Origin of the sequence: Pseudoalteromonas sp. MMG022, from assembly GCF_021654245.1 — a bacterium.
In the GTDB taxonomy this organism is placed as follows: domain Bacteria; phylum Pseudomonadota; class Gammaproteobacteria; order Enterobacterales; family Alteromonadaceae; genus Pseudoalteromonas; species Pseudoalteromonas amylolytica.
On record NZ_JAKFZQ010000004.1, the window covers coordinates 75,441 to 97,500 of the forward strand.

Annotated in this window: 15 protein-coding genes; 14 read left to right on the forward strand and 1 reads right to left on the reverse strand. The window is 44.3% G+C overall.

The genetic code is table 11. The features are described 5' to 3' along the window. Position 1 precedes the first annotated feature (1 nt). From L1070_RS04805 to L1070_RS04835, 7 genes are all read left to right on the forward strand, one after another. Positions 2–1,375, forward strand: a complete 1,374-nt coding sequence (locus L1070_RS04805) for an MFS transporter (protein WP_070983140.1) — start codon at positions 2–4, stop codon at positions 1,373–1,375. 42 nt (positions 1,376–1,417) lie between these two features. Then, complete coding sequence (locus tag L1070_RS04810; protein WP_237124689.1) at positions 1,418–2,341, forward strand: cupin-like domain-containing protein; 924 nt, start codon at positions 1,418–1,420, stop codon at positions 2,339–2,341. Beyond that, positions 2,341–4,152: a serine hydrolase domain-containing protein gene (locus L1070_RS04815; protein WP_237124690.1), complete on the forward strand. Its 1,812-nt coding sequence runs from the start codon at positions 2,341–2,343 to the stop codon at positions 4,150–4,152. Before L1070_RS04810 ends, L1070_RS04815 begins: the two co-directional genes overlap by 1 nt. Before the next feature lie 102 nt (positions 4,153–4,254). Continuing rightward, positions 4,255–5,505 carry an HlyD family efflux transporter periplasmic adaptor subunit gene (locus L1070_RS04820; RefSeq protein ID WP_237124691.1) on the forward strand — a complete coding sequence of 417 codons (1,251 nt, stop codon included), beginning with the start codon at positions 4,255–4,257 and terminating at the stop codon, positions 5,503–5,505. Positions 5,506–5,541: 36 nt separating this feature from the next. Next, entirely contained in the window at positions 5,542–6,285 is a 744-nt protein-coding gene (locus tag L1070_RS04825) for an ABC transporter ATP-binding protein (RefSeq protein WP_083330396.1), read from the forward strand. Then, entirely contained in the window at positions 6,276–8,696 is a 2,421-nt protein-coding gene (locus tag L1070_RS04830) for an ABC transporter permease (protein WP_070983144.1), read from the forward strand. The genes L1070_RS04825 and L1070_RS04830 overlap by 10 nt, the downstream gene beginning before the upstream one ends. Before the next feature lie 235 nt (positions 8,697–8,931). Then, on the forward strand, positions 8,932–10,551 hold the full coding sequence (locus tag L1070_RS04835; protein ID WP_237124832.1) for an EAL domain-containing protein: 1,620 nt from the start codon (positions 8,932–8,934) through the stop codon (positions 10,549–10,551). Here the strand turns inward: L1070_RS04835 and L1070_RS04840 are convergent. Next, entirely contained in the window at positions 10,537–11,451 is a 915-nt protein-coding gene (locus L1070_RS04840; RefSeq protein WP_237124692.1) for a pyridoxal-phosphate dependent enzyme, read from the reverse strand. The two genes, L1070_RS04835 and L1070_RS04840, sit on opposite strands and share 15 nt — an antisense overlap. Before the next feature lie 216 nt (positions 11,452–11,667). Here L1070_RS04840 and L1070_RS04845 point away from each other — a divergent pair, with 216 nt between their 5' ends. The 7 genes from L1070_RS04845 to L1070_RS04875 all read left to right on the forward strand — a co-directional run bounded on the left by L1070_RS04845 (position 11,668) and on the right by L1070_RS04875 (position 22,051). After that, on the forward strand, positions 11,668–13,704 hold the full coding sequence (locus L1070_RS04845; RefSeq protein ID WP_070983147.1) for a formylglycine-generating enzyme family protein: 2,037 nt from the start codon (positions 11,668–11,670) through the stop codon (positions 13,702–13,704). 69 nt (positions 13,705–13,773) lie between these two features. Next, positions 13,774–14,817: a rod shape-determining protein gene (locus L1070_RS04850; protein ID WP_070983148.1), complete on the forward strand. Its 1,044-nt coding sequence runs from the start codon at positions 13,774–13,776 to the stop codon at positions 14,815–14,817. Continuing rightward, positions 14,817–15,659, forward strand: a complete 843-nt coding sequence (gene mreC / locus L1070_RS04855; protein ID WP_237124693.1) for a rod shape-determining protein MreC — start codon at positions 14,817–14,819, stop codon at positions 15,657–15,659. Before L1070_RS04850 ends, mreC begins: the two co-directional genes overlap by 1 nt. Continuing rightward, positions 15,652–16,131: a rod shape-determining protein MreD gene (mreD, locus tag L1070_RS04860; protein WP_070983150.1), complete on the forward strand. Its 480-nt coding sequence runs from the start codon at positions 15,652–15,654 to the stop codon at positions 16,129–16,131. Before mreC ends, mreD begins: the two co-directional genes overlap by 8 nt. Further along, positions 16,131–16,709, forward strand: a complete 579-nt coding sequence (locus L1070_RS04865) for a Maf family protein (RefSeq protein WP_237124694.1) — start codon at positions 16,131–16,133, stop codon at positions 16,707–16,709. Before mreD ends, L1070_RS04865 begins: the two co-directional genes overlap by 1 nt. Then, entirely contained in the window at positions 16,702–18,174 is a 1,473-nt protein-coding gene (gene rng, locus L1070_RS04870) for a ribonuclease G (protein WP_070983152.1), read from the forward strand. Before L1070_RS04865 ends, rng begins: the two co-directional genes overlap by 8 nt. A gap of 16 nt (positions 18,175–18,190) precedes the next feature. Beyond that, positions 18,191–22,051 carry a YhdP family protein gene (locus tag L1070_RS04875; protein WP_237124695.1) on the forward strand — a complete coding sequence of 1,287 codons (3,861 nt, stop codon included), beginning with the start codon at positions 18,191–18,193 and terminating at the stop codon, positions 22,049–22,051. The last annotated feature ends 9 nt before the right edge of the window (positions 22,052–22,060 follow it).

A 22,060-nucleotide genomic window follows, 5' to 3' on the forward strand; every position in this document is an offset into this window, starting at 1 on the left:
AATGGAAATAAAACAAACAGCAACCCAAGCGGAGTTGCTAGATGCGCAACCCACGAACGAATCCGTAGATGAGCTAAAACAGTGTCCTGATTTTTTACGGATCTGGAAAGGCCAAGCGATTTCCGTCTTTGGTAGTCAGATGGTGGCTTTTGCTTTTAGTATTTGGGTGTATCAACAAACTCAATCACTACTGCAATTTGGCGGCATTATCGTGGCACAGCTTTTACCCACGCTTTTTTTAGCCCCCGTAGCAGGCGTGCTATGTGACCGCTTTTCGCGACGTAACATTATGATGGGGTGTCAATTTGCACTGACACTCGCCTCAGCAGTGCTTTGTGTGCTGGCGTTTAGGGATGAATTAAATGTGACGGCTATCATGATGATGTCGCCGATCATTTCATCATTTGGCTCGGTACATCAGATTGCTTACACCGCCTCTATTTCTCAGCTAGTGCCGAAAAACTTGTACGGCAAAGCAAACGGATATGTACAGTCGAGTATTCACTTTAGCGCCGTCATTATTCCTTTGATAGCGGTAGGGCTGTTAGAAACGATAGGTATTGCGCTGATAATTTTGGCAAGCATCGCAACTTACCTGTTCTCAACGCTGACCTTGGTATTTTCACGCTTACCTTATCGAGGAGAAAGTACACAAGCATCCACATCAGAAAAAGCGGCCATCTTTAACCTACGTTCGGAAGTATTAGGCGTACTGTTTAAGGATAAGAACGTCTTGATCCTCATAACATTTTTATCACTAATTTCATTTTTAAATGGTGTAGTAATGGTGCTGTTCAGACCGATGATTTTAACCACTATGTCATCCATAGCTCTGGGTTGGATAGTCACCTTAGCCGGATTTGCAGGTTTAATGGGGGCGCTAATAGCTGGAAAGCTTGCAGCGCGTGAGAATCGCATTCAAGTGCTGTTTGTGGCCACGCTTACCTCCGGTATCACTATGGTGTTGTGCGGCGCACTCACCAACGCATGGGGTATCGCTATTTTAGTGTTTATTTACTCTTTGTTTGCACCTATTGGTACGGTAGTTGCGCAAACCATTTTGCAAACCATCACCGCACCAGAGGTACAGGGACGAGTATTTGCCGCGCGAGCCTTCTTTGCTACGGTGGCCATGTTGTTTGCCGTCACTTTAGCCCCCGTAGGCGCTGAGCTGTTTTTAGAGCCGAGCATGATGCCTGGGGGGATGCTCGCCAATTTATTAGGTGGGGTGATTGGCACGGGACCTGGGCGAGGAATGGGTCTGGTCTTTGTGTTATGTGGATTAGCCATGTTCTCCATTATTGCGATCTTAAGTGCGATGGGCGCCTTTAGAAGGTTGCAGTCGCAAATGAGCCAACATTTTGAAAACAAATAACAAAAAGCAATTACGAATAATTGAGAATTAAGGAGTTATTACATGATAGACGAACGAATATTAAAAAATATTCCGGGATTGGACACAGGCAAGACGGTTACGTGCATTGATGCGAAAGACATGGATGCAAAAACATTTGCCAAAAAGTTTGTAAATACCAATACACCAGTACTGATCAAAGGAGGCTTAAAGCACTGGCCTGCCTATGAAAAGTGGCCTCAGCCAGGCTATTTGGAAGAAGTGGGTAAAGACAGTGAGGTGAACTACTATCGTCACATGAACTTTTCCAGCGACAGCTCAATGAAAGCCAGTGCCAAAAAGCATAATTTTGCCCAAGCACTCACGGAAATGCGCTCTGGTTTAGATGAAGTATTATTCGCACCGGTCAGCTTCAAGGCCGAAGGTTTTAAAAAGCTACAAAAAGACATGACAGGTTTTCCGTTTATTGCAAAGAAACCAAGGCCTCTGGCTTACCCAGATGCTCGCATGTTTGTGTACAAAGGTGCAGGGTCAAACTGGCATTTACATGTGTTGGATGAAACGCTGATGTGCCAAATTCACGGCAACAAGCGGGTTGCGTTATTCCCATCAGATGATGGTAATTATAAAGAGCTCAAAGAGATTTTTTATTCAGATGCTTTACTTAAAGACGAAAACTGCATGGCGCACCTTGCGGACAAAATTGAACCATATGTGGTTGATGTAGAGGCGGGAGACACCTTGTATATCCCACCAAATTGGTGGCATGGAGTGCAACCGGTAGACCATGAAGTCGGTATGACTATTCCGTACTGCTGGCGCTCTCCATATCATAAGATCTCAAATCTAAGATACCCAGCGATTCGAGATTTATATAAGGATGCGTTTAAAAAGCCAGGATTGCCGATGCTGGTTGTACCATTCTACGGCTTGATCACTTTGTTTGCGCAATGCATTTACCGTACAAAGCTATTGGCAGGTAGATAATGATGAATCGTTGGTTGCTAATTTTATTGACACTCATATACCTACTGTTTGCCAAAAACTCTTATGCGCAAACAGCAACACTTGAGACGAAAGTTAATCAAGTACTGACACAGGAGGGGTTAGTCGGAGTCAGCTGGGCATTAGTTGACGGTGATAAAAGTACCTTGGGTGCAAGCGGGTTGAGCAACCAGCGAGAACAAACAAAGCTTACAACGCAGCATAAGACACACGTTGGGTCGATTACCAAAACGGTGATGGCCACGGGGGTTTTGGCCTTGGTATCTGCTGGTAAATTGCAGTTAGAAAGTAAAGTGAGTGACATACTGCCTATGCTTGAGTTGGTTAACCCTTGGCGGGAAACCGACCCAGTTACCGTCGCGCATTTGCTGGACCACACAGCGGGTATTCAAGATGCTAGGTTTTGGCACTTGGTAAATACTCAGGCGCAAGTTGACTCGCCATTGGCAACGGTTTTTCTCAAAGATACTGATCTACTGGAGGTGAAAGTCCGGCCCGGTTCGCAGTTTGCTTACTCGAACCTTGGTTACAATTTACTGGCGATGGTGATTGAGGCTGTAACCGCTCAACGATATGAAGACGCGCTCCAACACTACTTATTAAAACCTTTAAAAATGTCTGACAGTACCATGGCATTTACCAGCCAAGCTGGACCATTTAAAGATGAGAGACTCACTTATGGTCATTTAGATCATGGTCAGTTATTTGCGGCAGTGCCGAGCTATTTGCGTGCTGCAGGTCAATTCACTACCACAGTTGCAGATATGGAGAAATTTATTCGTTTCTTACTGGGTAATGGGGTGCAAGATGGCAAGGTTGTCGTGGATGCTGAACTGCTTGCCCAGATGGGGCAACCAGCCGAGGTTGCTGCTTATCAAGCTGGTTTACACATGGGGGGCAGTAAAGGTTTATGGCGACGTGACAGAAACCAAACATTAGGCTTATGTCATGGCGGCAATACCGCTGGCTTCAAAGGCATGTTGTGTTTGTATCCAGAGCAAGATAAGGCCTTCTTTGTGATGGCAAACACAGATAGTGAAACGGCAAATTATGAGCTGCTCAACAAACTAATGGTAGAGGAGTTACAGGTAGCAAGCCCAGAGCCAATAACAGTGCAAGCTTATGATGCTTCCGATTGGTATGGCTGGTACGCGCCCACTATTTACCGTTATGGAAAATTTACTTATCTGGACAAAATATTCAGCACCTACGTGCTCAAACCTCGGGGCGAACAGCTCGTTTTTGGTAGCGCACAATCGGCTGATTATGTGCTCAGCTCCTTAGGCAACGGGCTTTATGCACAGCAGCAGCGTGTTTCTCCGTCACACATATTGATGCGTAGTGCAGATGGTACGCCGATGATAAGCAACGGTTTTAATACCTACAAAATGGTGGATAAGCTCGGTGTTATTGGTCTAGGTCTCAGCTTGGCATTAGGGCTATCAGGCGCACTCTACATCTTATTATATGGTGGTTATGTGTTTGTGGCGCGCTTTTCAAAGCTTACCAAGGAACCTTTAGCTATCGCATTTACCATGTATTTGGCCTATTTGCTCTGCGTGCCATTTTTTATCAATCAATCCTTCATTCATATCGGTGATATCAACGCTGCCAGTGTGTTATTGGCATTTGCCTCGGTGTTTGCGCCTGTTGTTTGTGTCATTGCGTGCGTTGTGCACATTCGACAAAAACAAGCCAGCACTTTGAGTTTGTTGGCACTCGTCGCGTTTGTGCAATGGATGGTGGTGATGGGTTTTTGGGGGCTCATACCGCTTACTTTGTGGAATGTATAAACAACAAGAACAGTAAAAATTCAATAGCGGCTGTACACAGATGTGACGTATCGCACATTGACAGCTAGTGCTCATTATCAAGTTATTTTCAGAGAGAAATAAATGGATATTAAATTAGAACAGAAGAAAAAGCGCAAAATAAAAGCGCAGTGGTTTATTCCTGTCATTGGTTTGGCCTTGTATTTCGTGCTCAAGCCTTTGTTCGGTGATGCGTCCTATGTGGTAGATACCAAAACATTACGTACCGCAACCGTTAAACAGGATAAATTTGAGGTATTAGTGCGCAGTAACGGTGAGTTGAGACCAAAAGAGTTTCAACGTATCTCTGCTCAAGTAAGCGGTGTGGTTGACCGTGTTATGGTCGATGCGGGTGATACCGTACAGGCTGGACAGGTGCTAGTGCAATTGAGCAACCCGCTGCTCATGCGAGAGATGGAACAGGCTGAACTGGAATATCAACAGGCTAAATCCGAGGCGTTCGCGAGTCAGAAATCACAAGAGTCTGAATTCTTAGCATTGCAATCTGAAGCCTTGCTCGCAGAGCTGGCCTATCAAAGCAATATGCTCAAGCTGGATGCGGAGCGAGACTTGATAGCGAACCATCCAGGTATTGTGTCGCAAATTGATCATCAACGAACGATTTTCTCCGTGGATGAACAAAAGCAAATCATGGGCGTGTTTAAAAAGCGTATTGCGAAAATGGAAGAAATTATGAACGCGAGACGCGATGCTGATTCTGCCCGAATTTCGAACCTTAAAAATGCTTTAGATCACGCCAAACAACAGGTAGAGAGATTACAAGTTAGAGCACGAACGAAAGGCGTTGTACAAGGGATGGATTTGGAACCTGGGCAGGAGCTTGGTATTGGCACTTTGGTGGCACGCGTCGCAGATGACTCACAATTGATAGCTGAGCTACAAGTTCAGGAGTTACAGGTACAAAGTGTGAGACAGGGTCAGCCAGTCATGATAGATACCCGCCAGAATCAAATTAGAGGTGAAGTGACGCGTATTCACCCATCGGTAACCAATGGCATGGTGCAGGTCGATGTCAAATTACTAGATGAACTGCCACCTGAGGCACGCATAGCGTTGAGCATTGAAGGGTCAATCACAACACTGTCGTTTGATAGAGCCACATTTGTGCAGCGCCCAGCGCATGTGCAGCCTAATGCGGTAGTGGGAATCTATAAAATCAGCCAAGACAGTAAGCAAGCGCAGCGCATTCAGGTTGAAGTGGGGCAGTCATCGGTCAAGTTTATACAGGTACTTGAGGGCCTAAATGAGGGGGATGAAATCATTGTGTCAGACACCTCCAGCTATGCAGAGCACCAGACGGTGTATCTCAATTAATTCATTTTGCATTTTTAAAGAATATTAGGAGTTGTTATGACAAAGGCAGTGATCGAGCTAAACAATATTTATAAGTCATTTCGTACTGATGATGTAGAAACCCATGCTTTGACAGACATCAGTTTGACCATCAACGAAGGTGAGTTTGTTTCATTCACCGGCCCTTCAGGCAGTGGTAAGTCAACATTGTTGTCAATCTTGGGTCTACTTGATGAGGTGTCTGCGGGGACATTTAAAATTTGTGGGATTGATGTAACCCATTTGGATAGAGATCAGCGAGCAGGCGTGAGAAATCAGCAGATTGGTTTTATCTTTCAGTCGTTTAACCTGATCAGTGACTTAACCGTGGAAGAGAACGTGATGTTGCCACTGAGCTATCAAAAAGATGTGCCTCAAGGGCAGGCCAAGCGCATGGCCGCAGAGGTGCTTAAAAAGGTCAATATGGAACATCGGCTCCACCACTTTCCATCACAGTTATCAGGTGGACAGCAGCAAAGAGTGGCGATAGCGCGTGCCTTGGTGAACAAGCCGTCATTAATTTTGGCCGATGAACCAACAGGTAACTTGGACTCAACTAATGCCACAGCAGTGATGGAGATTTTACACCAGTTGCACCAAGAGGGGAGCACTATCTGTATGGTCACCCACGATCCCCGTTCATTGGACAATGTCAGCCGTAATGTAGAAATTTTAGATGGCCGCATTCGACTACCTGCAAATGCACCTAATGAGCCAAGTACTGATAAGAAACAATCAGAAGGAGCGGCGGTATGTATGTGATTAGGGATCTCCTATATGCGCTGCGTCTATTGAAGAAAACCCCTAAATTTACCGCGTTGACGATCATTGTATTGTGTGGCGGCTTAGCGGTTAGCTTATTTACGTTTGCATTCTTATACACGTTCACTTCAAAGCCTCTGCCGATAGAAGATCAAGGGACGTTGTACCGCGCTTCCCTATTGTGGCACAGTGAAAAATTTGGTGAGAGTCGATATCTTGAAGCGTACGAAGCAGCTCGCCTACGGGAGCATGCTACGGTATTTTCCGAACATGGAGTATGGCAAAACAAAACCGTATCGGTATCGCTTGGTAACAACCAACTGATTGTTGAAGCGGCCTCAACAACGCCTGATATCTTCAAGGTATCACGCACGCAGCCGCTGCTTGGGCGTACATTAGAGGCGTCTGACAGCCTGCGCGGCAGCACACCTGTTGCGGTGATAAGCTACGCCATTTGGCAAGGACAGTTTGGTGGTGATCCAGAGGTTATTGGCAAAACGTTTTATGTCAGTGGGCAGACAACGGAAGTAGTTGGTGTCATGCCTCAGGGCTATCGTTTTCCGATATCGCATCAACTGTGGTTACCGATGCCTGCGCAAATACTCAATCCAGTCATTTTGGATAGGGAAAAAGTTGAATTTTTCGCACGTCTAAAGCCTGGCGTAAGTGTTGAGCAAGCACAAACACAGTTCTTTAGCATTACGTCACAAGCATTTAACGCTCGAAAAGAGAAGCTACCCAAAGGAATTGAGCTGATCCGTGCTGATATGGATTTATATCAACGCTTTGATATTGATAACGCTATGCGTTTAACCGTATTAGTGCTCAATGTTGTGGCATTTTTTATCTTACTTCTGGCGGCCATTAATATTGGTAATTTATTGTTTGCAAGAGCGATTCAGCGCAGCAAAGAGTCAGCTATTCGTACCGCAATTGGCGCACCTCACTGGCGTTTAGTGTCACAACTTATGTGGGAAGGGGTGTTGATCACGCTAGCAGGTACGGCGTTAGCGGTGGTGTTAGTGGCCTGGTTATTAAACTTCATTGATAGCTATTTTCATACGCTTATGGGGAATGAACTGCCGTTTTGGTATCGTTGGGAGCTTGATATCACGGTGTTTGTTGCTGCTGTGGTGTTTGCCCTATTTACTATCTTTGTGGCGAGCTTTTTACCCGCGTATAAGGCGGCAAGGCAAGACTTTAATATGGTGCTAAGAGATGGTACGCGTGGGGCGCAGAGTATTAGTATTGGTCGCTTGTCGCGCTTTTTACTGGTGACGCAAATTGCCACCATCACCTTGATCATGGTGCTGGGGACGGCGATCTCTTTTAAAGTGAATAAAGCGACTGACCTAGAACTTGGTTACGACTATGACAAGTTATATTTTGCAATAGCCGAGTTGCCACTACACAACTACCCAACCGATGAAAAGCGAGCATTATTCTTCGAACGCATGCAGCGTCAGTTGAGTGAAGACGCGGCTTTCTCTGATGCTGGTATACGATTTAGTTATAAGCGCCAACCTGTCGCGCTCTCTGGTGTTGATTACAAAACCGATGCGGATAAACCGAAAGCGACTATCTATACCGTGATTGGTAGCACTGAGTTTATGGGGCCTAAGTTACTGGCTGGGCGTCGTCTTGATACGCGAGATAGGAAAGACGGTGCTAAGACCGCGATGGTTAGCCAGTCAATGGCCAATCGTTTGTGGGGGAATGACTCGCCGCTTGGCAAGCAGTTACAGGTGACATTGGATGATGAGTTTGCCACGGTCACTGTCGTTGGCGTAGTGAGTGATATCACCAATAACCCACTTGAAAAGCCGGCACTGTACGATGAACTGTACTTGGCGGGTTATCAATTTCCAAAAGCACGCGGAACTATCTTTTTCAAACGCGCCGTGGATGCAGCAGTTGCTGAAGATCGGTTTTTCCGTATCTTAAATGGTAACGATAGCCAGCTAAATATTGTTGCTATTGAAGATTGGGAGATGGAAACATCAGCAACAGCGAAAATGGTAGCCACATTTAGAGATACGGTGATTATGAGCGGCCTATTTGCCTTGATACTGGCAATGACGGGGATCTATGGATTGACCGCGTTTTCGGTGGAAAAACGAGCTCAGGAAGTTGGCGTTAGAAGAGCCTTGGGCGCAACAGACAAGGATATTATTATGCTGTTCATTAAGCAAAGCAGTAAGCTACTGCTAGCTGGGTTACTCATTGGTGGTGGGTTGTCTAGTTTAATGTTAATTGCAGTATCAAGTGTGTTGGCATTAACCACATTTGCGTATGCAAGTATTTTTGTCGCGGTACTAGGGAGTTTAGTGCTAGTCGTCTTGGTTGCAGTGATTATACCTTCGCGAAAGGCTGTCTTTATGCAACCTTCAGAGGCACTGCGCTGCGAATAAAAGTTGTTAAGGCGAGCTGTTTAGTTTACTCAGCTCGCCTTTTTCAATGTCAGTGTGCTTTTTGAACTTGGCCATTTCTTTGTAATATTAAACAGCTTATCGCAATTCTAAGTTGGCTCTGATAAAGCGGAATGAAAAGTGCGTAATGACAGCTGCGGATACTTGAGTTTTGGCACCTTGTATACAACACTTAAGCTATGTGAAAAGGGTGGTGAAGGCTAAAAGCGTGGCTTTAATGAAGTTGAAAGGAAAGAGGAAGCTTTGGTACTCAGTCTTAGCGGGGGGGATCATTTTGTTGGTGCTCAACGCGTTATTACTTCATTTATTGCACTTAAAAATACATCAACGAGCACAAACCGTCGTTGAGCGTGTAGCGCTATTACCTTTAGAGCTACAAACAACCCAAAGTATTACCGATATTGCTCATCGCTATGGCCTTGAATATATACCTCAAGGGAGTCCAGTTCCTGCTGGGGCAAGTGAATTTACCGCGGCGGGGTTATCACTGACATTATTCCACCAACAGCCCTACCAGAAACATGCTTATATTATTACCTTCTTCAATATTTTGTTTATTGGCTTGTTGGTCTTTTTCTATCGTTGGTGGCAGGTATATCAAGTTAGACCAAAACGCTTTTTATCAACAAATGATAATGTAGAAATACCCGCTAATAGCGCGTTGTCAGCGGTTGATCCAAGAGTGGCAGATCAAAGTTTATTCAGTGTATTTTTATTAATTCGTTGGTCTATCAATCTGGATGAAACATTGGATGTTAAAAATCACTTTTCTATTGCTATCCATAAAAAGTTACCCAGCTCTTTGTCGTGCTCCGTTAAGTACTTAAATTCAGGCGCTTTGGCGGTTACTCTAGATAGAGTCGCTTGGGGGGACGTGATGGAGATAGGCAAAAAGTTACATGAGATCATGTTTCGTGTGCTGCGAACTTTACGTGCTGATTTGTCCCGTAAACAAGTAAAAGTAGGAGGGTGTTTTTATCAGCGTGATGTCGTACAAACCGATGTTTACCAGCTAGCAAGAGCCGCGCTTGAAATTGCCAATAATAATGTTTGGCAACATGTTCATATGATGCCACTTGAAGAAAACCATGCATCCATGTTGCAAAGCAGCGAAGAAGATTTTATTCGCTGTATTAGCAATGGACAGTTTGTACTTTTCTTTCAACCGCTATTTGGCTTTAAGCAGCAGGATATTATACAAAATGAGGTATTGCTTAGGGTGCGTCATGCACAATTGGGGTTAATCGCCGCGAAACAATTTATCCCACAGTTACACGCGAAAGAAAATTTAGAAACGTTGGACAAATCTATTATCCAGCAAACGATTACTATCCTCACTAAGGAGCCTCATAAGTCTAATGTAAGTATTAATATTCATATTGCCAATTGGCTTGATGTGGAGTTTGTTAATTGGCTGGTGACACAAATGCGTCAGGCTGCGAAGGTCAACAAGCTGCTATTTGAAATCCCCGCCGCCGATTATTACAAGTTCAATCAACAAATTAATGCACAGCAGTTATTCTTCACAGGGGTAAATGCGGGGATAATCATCGATCATGTGACAGCGCCTCTCATGGTCAATACAATACGTGAGAACCAATTAATAGAGGGTGTGAAGTTGGGCTTTGAATTAGTGCATCAGGTGCAGCAAAACCCTCAGCAACAAAAAATTATTAAACAAATCATTTATCAAGCAAAACGGCTAAATATTGAAGTGTATGCGGTGGGGGTCGAGACCCAAGCCGAGCTGGAATGTTTGAAATCTTTGGGGGTACATGGCGCGCAAGGTTATTACTTTGCAGAGCTGCTACAGCAGCTTGAACTAGTCAAGTATTAACTTTCTGTAACGTAGCCCATCGAGGCCTTGCAGTCCACCGGTATGAATCGCGGTTATGCGGCTGCCTCTTGGGAAAAAGTCTTGAGCAATAAGTTGCCACAACGCAAAAAATAGTTTCCCTGTATATATCGGTTCTAAAGGTAGCTGGTGGGCGGTTTTCATTGCTTTGCAAAATTGCCACAAGTCAGCAGAAAATTTTCCATAGCCACCATTATGGTAATCGCATAACAGCTGCCAATTAGTGTGCTGTTGAGCTTGTGGTACCAGCTTGATGATGTCTTGCTCAAGGTACTGTGCTTGCTTTAATACTGCGATACCGATGACATTCGTGTGTTTTTCACATCCAGCGATAAGCCCTGCTAGTGTGCCACCACTGCCTGTTGCACACAGCACATAATCGCTTTGCGGTAAACTCAGCGCAAGCTCTTTAACGCCTTGTACGGCGGCTAAATTACTACCACCTTCTGGGATTATATAGCAGTGAGGGTAGGCATTTTGTAAATCGGTTAAGTAATCAGGCTGATTACGCAGTCGGTACGTTGCCCTGTCAACGGTGTGAATTTTCACGCCACACGCGCGGGCCATCCGTATGGTGGGGTTGTTTTCATCTAACTGTGGTCCGCGTACTATCACATGACCTTCAATGCCAAAAAGTTTGCAGGCCATACTCACAGCATAGAGATGATTGGAAAATGGTCCCGAAAATGTAACCAGTGCAGATTTTTTTTGCTGCTGCATGGCAATCAAGTTGTATTTTAACTTTCGCCATTTATTGCCACTAATATGAGGATGCAATAAATCATCTCTTTTTACTTGTAGTGTCAGTTGCTTTTCAACCAGCATTGGATGACAAATTATCTGTATTGGGGACTCTGGGAAGTTAAATTGCGTATAACTCATACTAATGGATGGTTTATCAAAAATATCTTACGGTAATTCTAACAGCTAAGCGCGAAAATATACCTAGATTACTAGCAAGGTTATGGTTAATAGTTGTAAACTCAGATATTAATGGCGCAAAGCTTGTGTTTTGCTTTGTAAGTACATAGCATTAAGAACTAACTATAAAAAAACAACAAAGACCAAATAATTGCCGCGTTTTTGGGAATGGAATATATGCGAATTGCTTCTTTATCTTTTTTAGTCTCTGCCACGTTGATGGCTGCTAGTGTGACACACAACGCTTGGGCACAAGACACTGCAACGGTTAATGCCATTGAATCAGAACTTTCGGTGAAACAAGCTGAGTTAGATAATTACACGCAGATATTAGACAAACACCTCAGTGAAGAAACACGCTTACAAGCTCAATTAGATATGCTAAGAGCACGTTCATCGGACTTAGACAAAGAAAAGAATCAAGCCTTAGACGCGATGAATGATCTATATCGTCGTTTAATTGATGACCCTGCCATTGATATTTCCGAAGCACAAACGCGCTATAAAAACTCGGTGATGGAACACAAAAAGAACAAAGATGATATTACCTTGCAGCTAGCGGCCATAGCTTCGCATCGTAAAGATATCGAACAGATCCGAGTGACCAAGCACACTTTAGTTAACACGCTGGAAAATTTAAAAGATCAGTTAAGCACTGCACGAGTTGAGCGTCTAAGAAATGAGTTTACCCGTGAGGGCACACTTACCGTTGATCATACGATCAATTGTAAGCGTACTGAAACACTCGCGGCTTGTGAGCAGCGCGGTCAGCAGATGGCGTTGCAAAAAGCGACGAAGCGTTTTGTTGATCAATTGTTTGCCAATTTAACGGAGCACCGTCTTGTTGAACCTAAGCGTAACCTAGCGGGGGCGCAAGTACAGGTTATTAACAGTCATGTGGTAAGCAGTGCATTCAGCGGCCAAGGTAATTACAGTGTAAACCTTAGTGTGACGATGCGTGGTGATGTTAATAATAGTAGGTTGTGTAGTCTATTAAGTCTTGATAATCGTTTCTGTGCAGAATACGGCACGCCTTTGGCGGGAGCGGTAGGAAGTTATCAGGCAAATTATCCACCGGTTTACACAGATAGCCAGTTGAATTTTGCAGACCCTCAAACTAGAACGAGTAACATTCAAGTAGCGCGTTTAAATACTGCACCAGTAATTGAAGTCACAAGCTCACCAAACACCGTTCAAGCAAAGCCCAAGCAAGATCTTATGGTGCCGTTAACGCTACGCTCTAATGTGTATGATGATGAAGTGTTCATCAATGGTGTGAGTTATGGTTCAACCAAGCTTTCAGTGAAGCTTCCAGCGGGTACGTATGATATCGAGATCCGCAAATTGGGCTACAAACCATTCAAGAAGAAAGTAACGATTCGCAAAGCAAGAACGATTAACGCTAAATTGGTAAAAAAGCCTGAGTCGATTGCTGTACCGACACCAAAAAGCGAGCAAGAAAGTAGTCAAAAATCGGCAAATGTGATCTCGCACACACCTGTGAATAAAGTCGTTATTGTACCTGCAGGGTCGTTTCAAATGGGCGATCTTGTTGGCAATGGTTTAGCAAATGAACGGCCTGTGATTGAGAAAGTACTCAGTAGCTCTTACGGAATGCAAAGTAAAGAAGTCACGATTGGTGAGTTTCGTGCCTTTGTGGAAAGTACAGGCTACCAGACTGCCGCTGAAAAAGGCCGTGGCTGTGCATACTACAAAGATGGCGAGCCCATTTGGGAGTTAGACTACAATTGGCAGACTCCGGGTTATCAGCAAGCTGAGAATTTTCCTGTTGTGTGTGTGTCCTACGATGATGCAAAGGCTTATGCCAATTGGTTGTCGGGTGAACATGGACAGCAATATCGATTACCTAATGAGGTAGAGTGGGAGTATGCCGCAAGAGCTGGCACAACTTCAGAATATCCATGGGGAAATGAAATAGGAAAAAGCCTAGCCAACTGTGGTTGGTGTGGAAGTGAGTGGTCAAATAAAAGCGCTGCACCTGTAGGCGAGTTTGCGCCTAATCATTACGGTTTATATGATACTGTTGGTAACGTTTGGGAGTGGACACAAAAGCGTGCGTCACAAAGTGGTGTAACGGTACGTGGTGGAGCTTGGAACTTTGCACCAAGTCTGGCCCGTGTTTCGACTCGCTTGGAGTTAGCAACGGATTTTAGAGCAAATTACATAGGCTTTCGACTGGTTCGAGAGCGATAAAACAATATAACGATGAGTGGTGCTAAGCACCACTTGATTTAAAGTATTTCTTTAAGGTTACCCAGCCTCATGTTTAAAAAATTACGCGGATTATTTTCGAACGACCTATCAATTGACTTAGGTACAGCTAACACTCTCATTTATGTAAAAGAAGAAGGTATTGTCTTGAATGAGCCTTCGGTTGTTGCGATTCGACAAGAACGCGCAGGTGGACCAAAAAGTGTAGCTTCTGTGGGTACAGCTGCTAAGCAAATGCTGGGTCGTACGCCTGGCAACATTAAAGCAATTCGGCCAATGAAAGATGGCGTTATTGCTGACTTTTATGTTACTGAGAAAATGTTGCAACACTTCATCAAACAAGTACATAACAACAACTTTATGCGTCCTAGCCCACGCGTACTTATTTGTGTTCCGTGTGGCGCTACACAAGTAGAAAAACGCGCTATTCGTGAATCTGCAATGGGAGCTGGTGCGCGAGAAGTTTACTTGATTGAAGAGCCTATGGCCGCTGCGATTGGCGCGGGCTTACCAGTATCTGAAGCAACGGGCTCTATGGTGGTTGATATTGGTGGTGGTACGACAGAAGTTGCGATTATCTCGCTAAATGGTGTTGTATATTCATCGTCTGTGCGAATCGGTGGCGATAAGTTTGATGAAGCAATTATCAACTATGTACGCCGCAACTTTGGTAGCTTGATTGGTGAGGCCACTGCTGAGCATATCAAACATGAAATAGGCTCTGCGTTTAAGAGTGATGAGCCGGTATCTATCGAAGTACGAGGCCGTAATTTGGCTGAAGGTGTACCACGTTCATTTACATTGAACTCGCACGAGATCCTAGAAGCCTTACAGGAACCACTGATGGGTATCGTAAGCGCCGTGATGGTTGCATTAGAGCAGTCACCGCCTGAGCTGGCATCTGATATTTCTGCTCATGGTATGGTGTTAACGGGCGGTGGTGCATTGCTTAAAGATTTAGATCGGTTGCTTATGGAAGAAACAGGGATCCCTGTTGTGGTAGCGGATGATCCTTTAACTTGTGTAGCGCGTGGCGGTGGCAAGGCATTAGAAATGATTGATATGCATGGCGGCGACGTATTTAGCTACGACTGATGAATCTGTTATTTGGCCGAACGGTATCTTTACAGCTGCGACTGACAGTCGCAGTGATGCTAAGTATTATACTCATCGTTGGAGATCGCTTTACACAAGGCGGCACGCTCATTAGGACTAGCCTACATACCTTGGTTAGTCCTTTGTTGTATTTGGCAAGTATGCCCTACGAAGCTTTTAACAGTGGTGCTAAAAGCTTGCAAACACGTGAACAGCTCAGTGAAGAAAATAGTGCCCTTAGACGCAAGCAGTTGCTGCAAAGTGAAAAGCTCCAGCAGTTTGAATTCCTACAAAAGGAAAACCAAAAACTGCGAGCATTACTCGGTGCTTCAGCCAGAGAAAAAAGCACGCGCTTAGTGGCGCAAATCCTATCGGTACATTCTAATCCCTATAGCCATCAAGTAGTGGTCAATCGGGGCACCATTGATGGTGTTACCGAAAGCCAACCTGTTATTGATGAAATGGGTTTAGTCGGCCAACTCACACAGGTTGGGACGACTACCTCGCGTGTGTTGCTTATGACGGATATCACTCATGCTACTCCCGTGCGCATATTGCGTAATGACGTACGTACCGTGGTTGAAGGCATAGGGAAGATCAATAAACTGAAACTGTCTCATGTTCCCCATAGTTTAGATGTGCGTATTGGTGATGTACTGGTTACATCTGGGCTGGGTGGCACGTTCCCTGAAGGATATCCCGTAGCCGTCGTCACAGAGCTCAATCGAGACGAAGGTTTACCTTTTGCGCAAGTGTACGCTGAGCCGATTGCTCAGCTAGATCGCATCCGCTTATTGTTGATTTTGGGACGTACGTCACAAGAGAGTCTAGATCATGATTAAGCGCTATTACTTTCTTATCGCATTTACCGTATTTCTTGCGTTGGTAATGGCATTAATGCCATTACCCATATCAGCTGAACCATTTCGTCCTGATTGGGTGCTATTGGTGTTAATGTATTGGTCGCTAGCTGTTCCCCATCGCGTTAACATTGGCTGGGCTTGGGTTGCAGGATTGCTGATGGACTTGGCAATCGGTGCGCCTTTAGGTGTTAACTCTTTGACTTACTCAATATGTATCTACATAACGGTGAGTAACTTTCAAAAGATACGTAACTTTTCGATTTGGCAGCAGGCAATGTTGGTTGGGCTGTTCCTAACCTTGTACCATTTATTGCTGTTTTGGTTAAATCACTTTTTACTTGATGTGTATTTCAGCCCTCACTATTTATGGCCAGCGCTTACCGGTATGTTATGTTGGCCGTGGATCTTTTTATTGCTAAGAAAATACCGTCGCCAATTTAGGATACGTTAATGGCCCTAAGTCTATATTTGGCATCAGCCTCTCCAAGACGTAAACAGCTACTCTCTCAACTAGGGTATGATTTTATTCAATTTTCGGTTGATGCCGATGAGAGCCAGCTAAACGATGAGACACCTTTGGCGCATGTAGAGCGTTTGGCGTGTTTAAAAGCACAAATGGCGGTCGCTAAAGGTTACACTGACAGGCCTGTATTAGGCAGTGATACAGTGGTTGTTATAGACAACACAGCCCTAGGAAAACCCAGAGATAAACAAGATTTTATGGCAACAATGGCCCGTTTGTCTGGGAGAACACATCAGGTGTATACCGCCATTGCATTAGCAAACAGCACGCGTATTGTTAGTAAAGTTGTGTGCACTGATGTCACCTTTAAGTCTCTTAGTGAGCAAGAACTTGAGGACTACTGGCATAGTGGTGAGCCACTAGATAAAGCTGGAGGCTATGGTATCCAAGGGTTAGGTGGTAAATTTGTCACGCGACTGTCAGGTAGCTATTTTGCGGTCATGGGCCTACCGTTATATGAAACTGATGAACTAATTAAAGAATTTACCGAAGGCAGTTATGAGTAGTGAATTACTGATCAATGTTACACCAAGCGAGAGTCGAGTCGCATTAATTGAAAATGGTGTGCTGCAAGAAGTACAGGTGGAACGTATTGGCAACCTCGGGATTGTTGGCAATATTTATTTGGGAAAAGTCAGCCGAGTCTTGCCGGGAATGCAGGCTGCATTCGTTGATATTGGACTGGATAAAGCCGCATTTTTACACGCTTCGGATATTGTTAATAGCGCCTCGTTTGAAGAGGGAGTTGACGAGCAGCCGGTGAAAAAGGTTCAAGATATTCGAGAGCTTGTTAAACAGGGTCAATACATTATGGTTCAAGTGGTTAAAGATCCGCTGGGCACCAAAGGCGCGCGTTTGACCACCGATATCACCATCCCTTCTCGATATTTGGTATTTATGCCAGATGCTACCCATGTTGGTGTAAGTCAGCGCATTGAAACGGAAGAAGAACGCACTCGTTTAAAAGAGATTGTTTCAGCATACAATGACGAGAATGGTGGCTTTATCGTTCGAACAGCCGCAGAGGGAGCAAGCGAAGCTGAGCTCCAGCACGATGCTGAATTTTTAAAGAAGCTATGGCGAAAAATTGTCAGTCGTCGCAAAAAGACCAGTAAAGCAGCGATTCTACATGAAGATTTAACCTTAGCGTTCCGTACGCTTAGGGATTATGTTGGGGAAGACATGGAGCGTATTCGTGTTGACTCTAAACTGACGTACAGAGAGCTAAAAACCTTCACAGAAGAGTTTGTCCCTTTGCTTGGTAAAGCGCTTGAATATTATCCTGGCGAGCGGCCTATCTTTGACTTATTCGATGTGGAGACGGAGATACAAAAAGCTTTACACCGTAAAGTAGAGTTAAAGTCGGGTGGCTACCTCATCATAGATCAAACGGAAGCCATGACCACTGTGGATGTTAATACAGGGGCATTTGTTGGCCACCGCAATCTCGAAGAAACCATATTTAATACCAATGTTGAGGCGACCTCAGCAATTGCAAGACAGCTTAGATTACGCAATCTTGGCGGTATTATTATAATTGATTTTATTGATATGGTTTCAGATGAACACAAGCGTCGCGTGCTACACTCATTAGAGACAGCATTGGCAAAAGATCGTGCCAAAGCCAACATAAATGGGCTATCAGCGTTAGGTTTGGTAGAAATGACACGCAAGCGAACCAGAGAAAGTTTGGAGCATATATTATGTGATGTGTGCCCAGCATGTTCAGGTAGAGGATCGCTAAAAACCGTAGAAACAGTCTGTTATGAAATATTAAGAGAGATTGTTCGTGTTAACCGTGCCTACGATGCTGATAAGTTCATGGTTTATGCCTCACCCGCTGTGAGTGAAGCATTGATTAATGATGAGTATCATAATTTGGCTGAATTGGAACTCTTTATCGGAAAACAAGTCAGTATTCAAACAGAGAGCTTATATAGCCAAGAACAGTTTGACGTCGTAATGATGTAAGGTGACGTAACGTCTCATGCAAGTTAAAACCTTTTGTTTTTTTTGTATCCGCAAGATATGGCAGGTGTTTGCTATTACACTTGTTACGCTTGCGGTACTGGTATCGGTTGTAAAATATAGCTTGCCCTACGCCAATGAGTATCGTTCGGATATTGAACAGCTACTCTACGAGCAACTGGATGTAAACATCAGTATAGGCGCTATCAGTGCGAGTTGGGAAAGTGAAGGCCCCGCGCTGGTGCTAGAAAATCTCACATTCGTTGATAATCAAAGCTCCCCGATTGCGCTATCTATTGCAAAAACCAGTCTGCAATTAAATGTACTGGAATCGCTCAGAAACCTACAGATTCGCTCGAACTACTTTGTTTTAGAAGGGTTTTCTGCTCAGGTTGATGTCGCTAAATTAGCTGAAGTTAATGACTCTGACAGCGCTGATTTTGAGCAGCAATCATTGATCGAAAGCCTATTTTTGGGCGAAACAGGGCATTTTTCAATTCAGTCCAGCCAACTTAACTTAACAATGAAAAGTGGTTTGCAACATACGCTACTGCTTAATGATTTGATCTGGCAAAACAGCCCAAATAGCCACAAAGGTGAAGGTGAAGTGGCTATTCCGGGCCTTCAGCAAGGACGATTTACCGCACGGTTATCTCTAACAGGCTCAACTTTGCGGGACTTGGCTGGGCAAGTGTACTTGCAAGCACAAAATGTCGATGTAGCAGAATGGCTGACAGAGCAGATCTCAACACAGAAAAAACATATAGCTACAGAGTTGAATGGTGAACTTTGGCTTGGACTTGAGCACGGTAAGGTACAAGGGGTCACGATTAACACTTTACCAAGTCAAATGCAGTGGCAGGAGGGAGATGCACGCCACTCGCTAGCCCTCACACGTGGGCAATTGAAACTTATGCCACGAGAGAAGCAATGGCACTTGACGAGTTCAGAATTAGAGTTTTCATTGGATGATAAACAGTTTATACCAGCTAAATTGCAAGGGGTGTTCAGCGATAACCTGCGACGCATATGGTTTGATGACATCAGTCTGGAATTAGTAAAGCAGTTTACGCTGTTGGCACAGGCGGATTGGGTAGATAGCCTTGCTGAGCTGGATGTTCATGGCACACTACAAGGGCGTATTAGCTGGAATGCTGAGCGTCAATTTGACGTATGGTTAAATGCCAAGCAATTAGGTTGGTCGAATCACAATGGGATCCCAGGAGTGAACAACTTACGGGCTGAAATGTTATGGCAAAACAATGCCGCGGTCATCAATCTGTTTAGTGAGCAATCTCAACTTGAAACAGCGGATATGTTTACCAAACCGCTGGCCTATGAGCAACTTCATGGCGAATTGCAGCTATATCAATTGAACAATGAATGGCACTTAACGAGTGACTCATTATGGTTTAATAATCAAGATATTACCTTAGCGGCTGAAATGCACTTAACGCTGGCTGAGGTAGCACAGTTAGATTTGTATGCAGAATTACTAGGTGGCACTGCACAAACTGCTGGTGATTATTTTCCGCAAACAGTTATGCAACAGAGTCTAATTGATTATTTAAATCGCGGTATCATAGGTGGTCAGCTCCTCAACACTCAGGTATTACTGTCGGGCCCACTATCTGCGTTTCCATTTGAAGATAGAAATGGTCAGTTTGAAGTTCTGTCGCATATCACACAGGCTGAATTTTTGTTTGCTCCGGATTGGCCAGCATTAAAAAATGGTGATGTGACGTTACATTTTGCCAATGAGCGCATGGACATTTATGCCAACTCTGGGAGTTTGATAAACCAGCAGTTGAGCGCGCCGGTTGTGGTTACGCTCCCTAACCTTAATCAAGCAGATAACCTGTATGTAGATATCAGTCACACGACCGATGCACAAACATTGCTCCCCTTCTTTGCAAAAACACCTTTAAGCGATCCTTTGGTTAATATTCTCAATGTTGTACAAGGCAAAGGAGAGATGAGCACTGAGATTAGACTGGATATCGATTTACGCACTTTGGCTGTGAGTGCTGCCGGTAGCGTGGACTTAAATGGGGCTGATATCTTACTGAAGCAACCGGGAATGCAGTTGTCAGGAGTGACAGGTATCTTGCACTTTGTGGATGATAAGATTGAGTTAATGCACAGCAATGCAAGCTGGTTAGATATGCCTATTTCCATTCAGGTTATGGCCGATGGGGATCGTAGCAACTATACAGTGAATGTGGATGCCACTTTGCTCGCACAATCACAACACCTTGTGCCTTATACACAGGGGCTATTAGATGGTTTTATTCAAGGGGAAAATGCGTTAAATACCAATGTGAAATTGAATTTTTCGGAGCAAGGTTTCAACTATAAAGCTAAATTTAATGCAAATTTGGAGGGAGTATCAAGCGCGTTTCCCACTCCTTATCAAAAGGGCAAAGATGAAACTTGGTTACTCCAAGGTGAAGTGTTAGGTGATGACATCTCGAACTTAATAACGGTTAACCTAGCGGATAAGTTATTTTTTAACGGTATTTTGGATAATGAGTCTGCGCAGTTGAGTCAAGCGCAACTGAGCGTTGGCAAAGATAATAAAGGGCTGGTAGGTGAAGGTCTACATGTTGCAATTACCCAACAGCAGCTTGAATTGGACCCATGGCTTGAGTTTATTGACCGCATCATTTCGTTGCCATCACGCAGCGCAGATGAGAGGCCTGTGTTACCACCTTTACAGCAGCTAACAGTGCAATCGGCATCTGCTCGGGTAGCGAATATTCCATTTACTGACTTGGAAGTAAGGATGTTTCCAAACAACGATGGTATGACTATGCGTGTGAACGCCAAGGAGGCAAGGATAACCGCGCTGTTACCAACATCAGGCTCTAGTAGGCCCATACGCATAGACAGTGATTATTTAAGAATTAACTTATTAGAGTCTCACGATGGTCCCGAATCACCAAATGAGCAGCTTGACTGGCTTACCCGAGTCCCTGCCATTGAGTTTAATTGTAGTGATTGTAAGTTAGACAGTTATCAATTAGATAAAGTGAGTGCCTCAATGTTTGGTGATGGTAAGCAGTTGACGGTATCTGAAATCGTGGTGGATAAAAAAGAACATGTATTACGAGGTTCTGGGCACTGGCTTGACGGTGTAAGCAAGTTTGAAGGAGTTATGAACAGCAAAGATATTGGTGAGCTGTTTGATGAATTTGATCTTACTTCTACGATTAAAGATTCTAGAGCCAATGTTAGCTATCAACTCACTTGGCAGGGGGCACCCTACGACTTTGATATTGAAACACTTGGTGGTGAAATTACTTGGGAGCTTGGCGAAGGCCATTTAGCTGAGGTAAGCGACCAAGGCGCCCGCGTGTTTTCTTTACTAAGTTTAGATTCACTGATAAGAAAGCTGAAGCTGGACTTTAGGGACGTGTTCTCAAAGGGTTTTTTCTACAATCAAATGAAAGGTAGCGTGCAATTGGAAAAGGGAATTGCGTATACCAAGGACACGAAGTTGGATGGTGTTCCTGCGGATTTAAGCATACAAGGTTATGCTAATCTAAACACCCAAGAGATCAACTATGATCTGGCTGTTGCACCACAAGTGACGTCGAGTATTCCCGTTATCGTGGCATGGATGGTAAATCCAGTCTCGGGGTTAGCTGCCCTAGCATTGGATAAAGTCATTCACTCAGCTCGAGTGATTTCCGAGATAAAATTTAAAGTGACGGGTACAATGCAAGAACCCGTTGTCAAAGAAATAGATCGTAAAAGTAGAGAGGTTGAAATTCCTCAGGCTGCGAGAAATCAACCACCTGTGGATGACGAGAAACCCGCCATAACAGAGCAGCCCAAATCCACGAACCGTCCTGAGCCTAAACCTGTGACGGGCTAGCAGTTTATA

Coding starts and splice junctions, on each gene's coding strand:
- L1070_RS04805 (WP_070983140.1), top strand. CDS start 2: ATGGAAATAAAACAAACAGCAACCCAAGCGGAGTTGCTAGATGCGCAA.
- L1070_RS04810 (WP_237124689.1), top strand. CDS start 1,418: ATGATAGACGAACGAATATTAAAAAATATTCCGGGATTGGACACAGGC.
- L1070_RS04815 (WP_237124690.1), top strand. CDS start 2,341: ATGATGAATCGTTGGTTGCTAATTTTATTGACACTCATATACCTACTG.
- L1070_RS04820 (WP_237124691.1), top strand. CDS start 4,255: ATGGATATTAAATTAGAACAGAAGAAAAAGCGCAAAATAAAAGCGCAG.
- L1070_RS04825 (WP_083330396.1), top strand. CDS start 5,542: ATGACAAAGGCAGTGATCGAGCTAAACAATATTTATAAGTCATTTCGT.
- L1070_RS04830 (WP_070983144.1), top strand. CDS start 6,276: ATGTATGTGATTAGGGATCTCCTATATGCGCTGCGTCTATTGAAGAAA.
- L1070_RS04835 (WP_237124832.1), top strand. CDS start 8,932: ATGAAGTTGAAAGGAAAGAGGAAGCTTTGGTACTCAGTCTTAGCGGGG.
- L1070_RS04840 (WP_237124692.1), bottom strand. CDS start 11,451: ATGAGTTATACGCAATTTAACTTCCCAGAGTCCCCAATACAGATAATT.
- L1070_RS04845 (WP_070983147.1), top strand. CDS start 11,668: ATGCGAATTGCTTCTTTATCTTTTTTAGTCTCTGCCACGTTGATGGCT.
- L1070_RS04850 (WP_070983148.1), top strand. CDS start 13,774: ATGTTTAAAAAATTACGCGGATTATTTTCGAACGACCTATCAATTGAC.
- mreC (WP_237124693.1), top strand. CDS start 14,817: ATGAATCTGTTATTTGGCCGAACGGTATCTTTACAGCTGCGACTGACA.
- mreD (WP_070983150.1), top strand. CDS start 15,652: ATGATTAAGCGCTATTACTTTCTTATCGCATTTACCGTATTTCTTGCG.
- L1070_RS04865 (WP_237124694.1), top strand. CDS start 16,131: ATGGCCCTAAGTCTATATTTGGCATCAGCCTCTCCAAGACGTAAACAG.
- rng (WP_070983152.1), top strand. CDS start 16,702: ATGAGTAGTGAATTACTGATCAATGTTACACCAAGCGAGAGTCGAGTC.
- L1070_RS04875 (WP_237124695.1), top strand. CDS start 18,191: ATGCAAGTTAAAACCTTTTGTTTTTTTTGTATCCGCAAGATATGGCAG.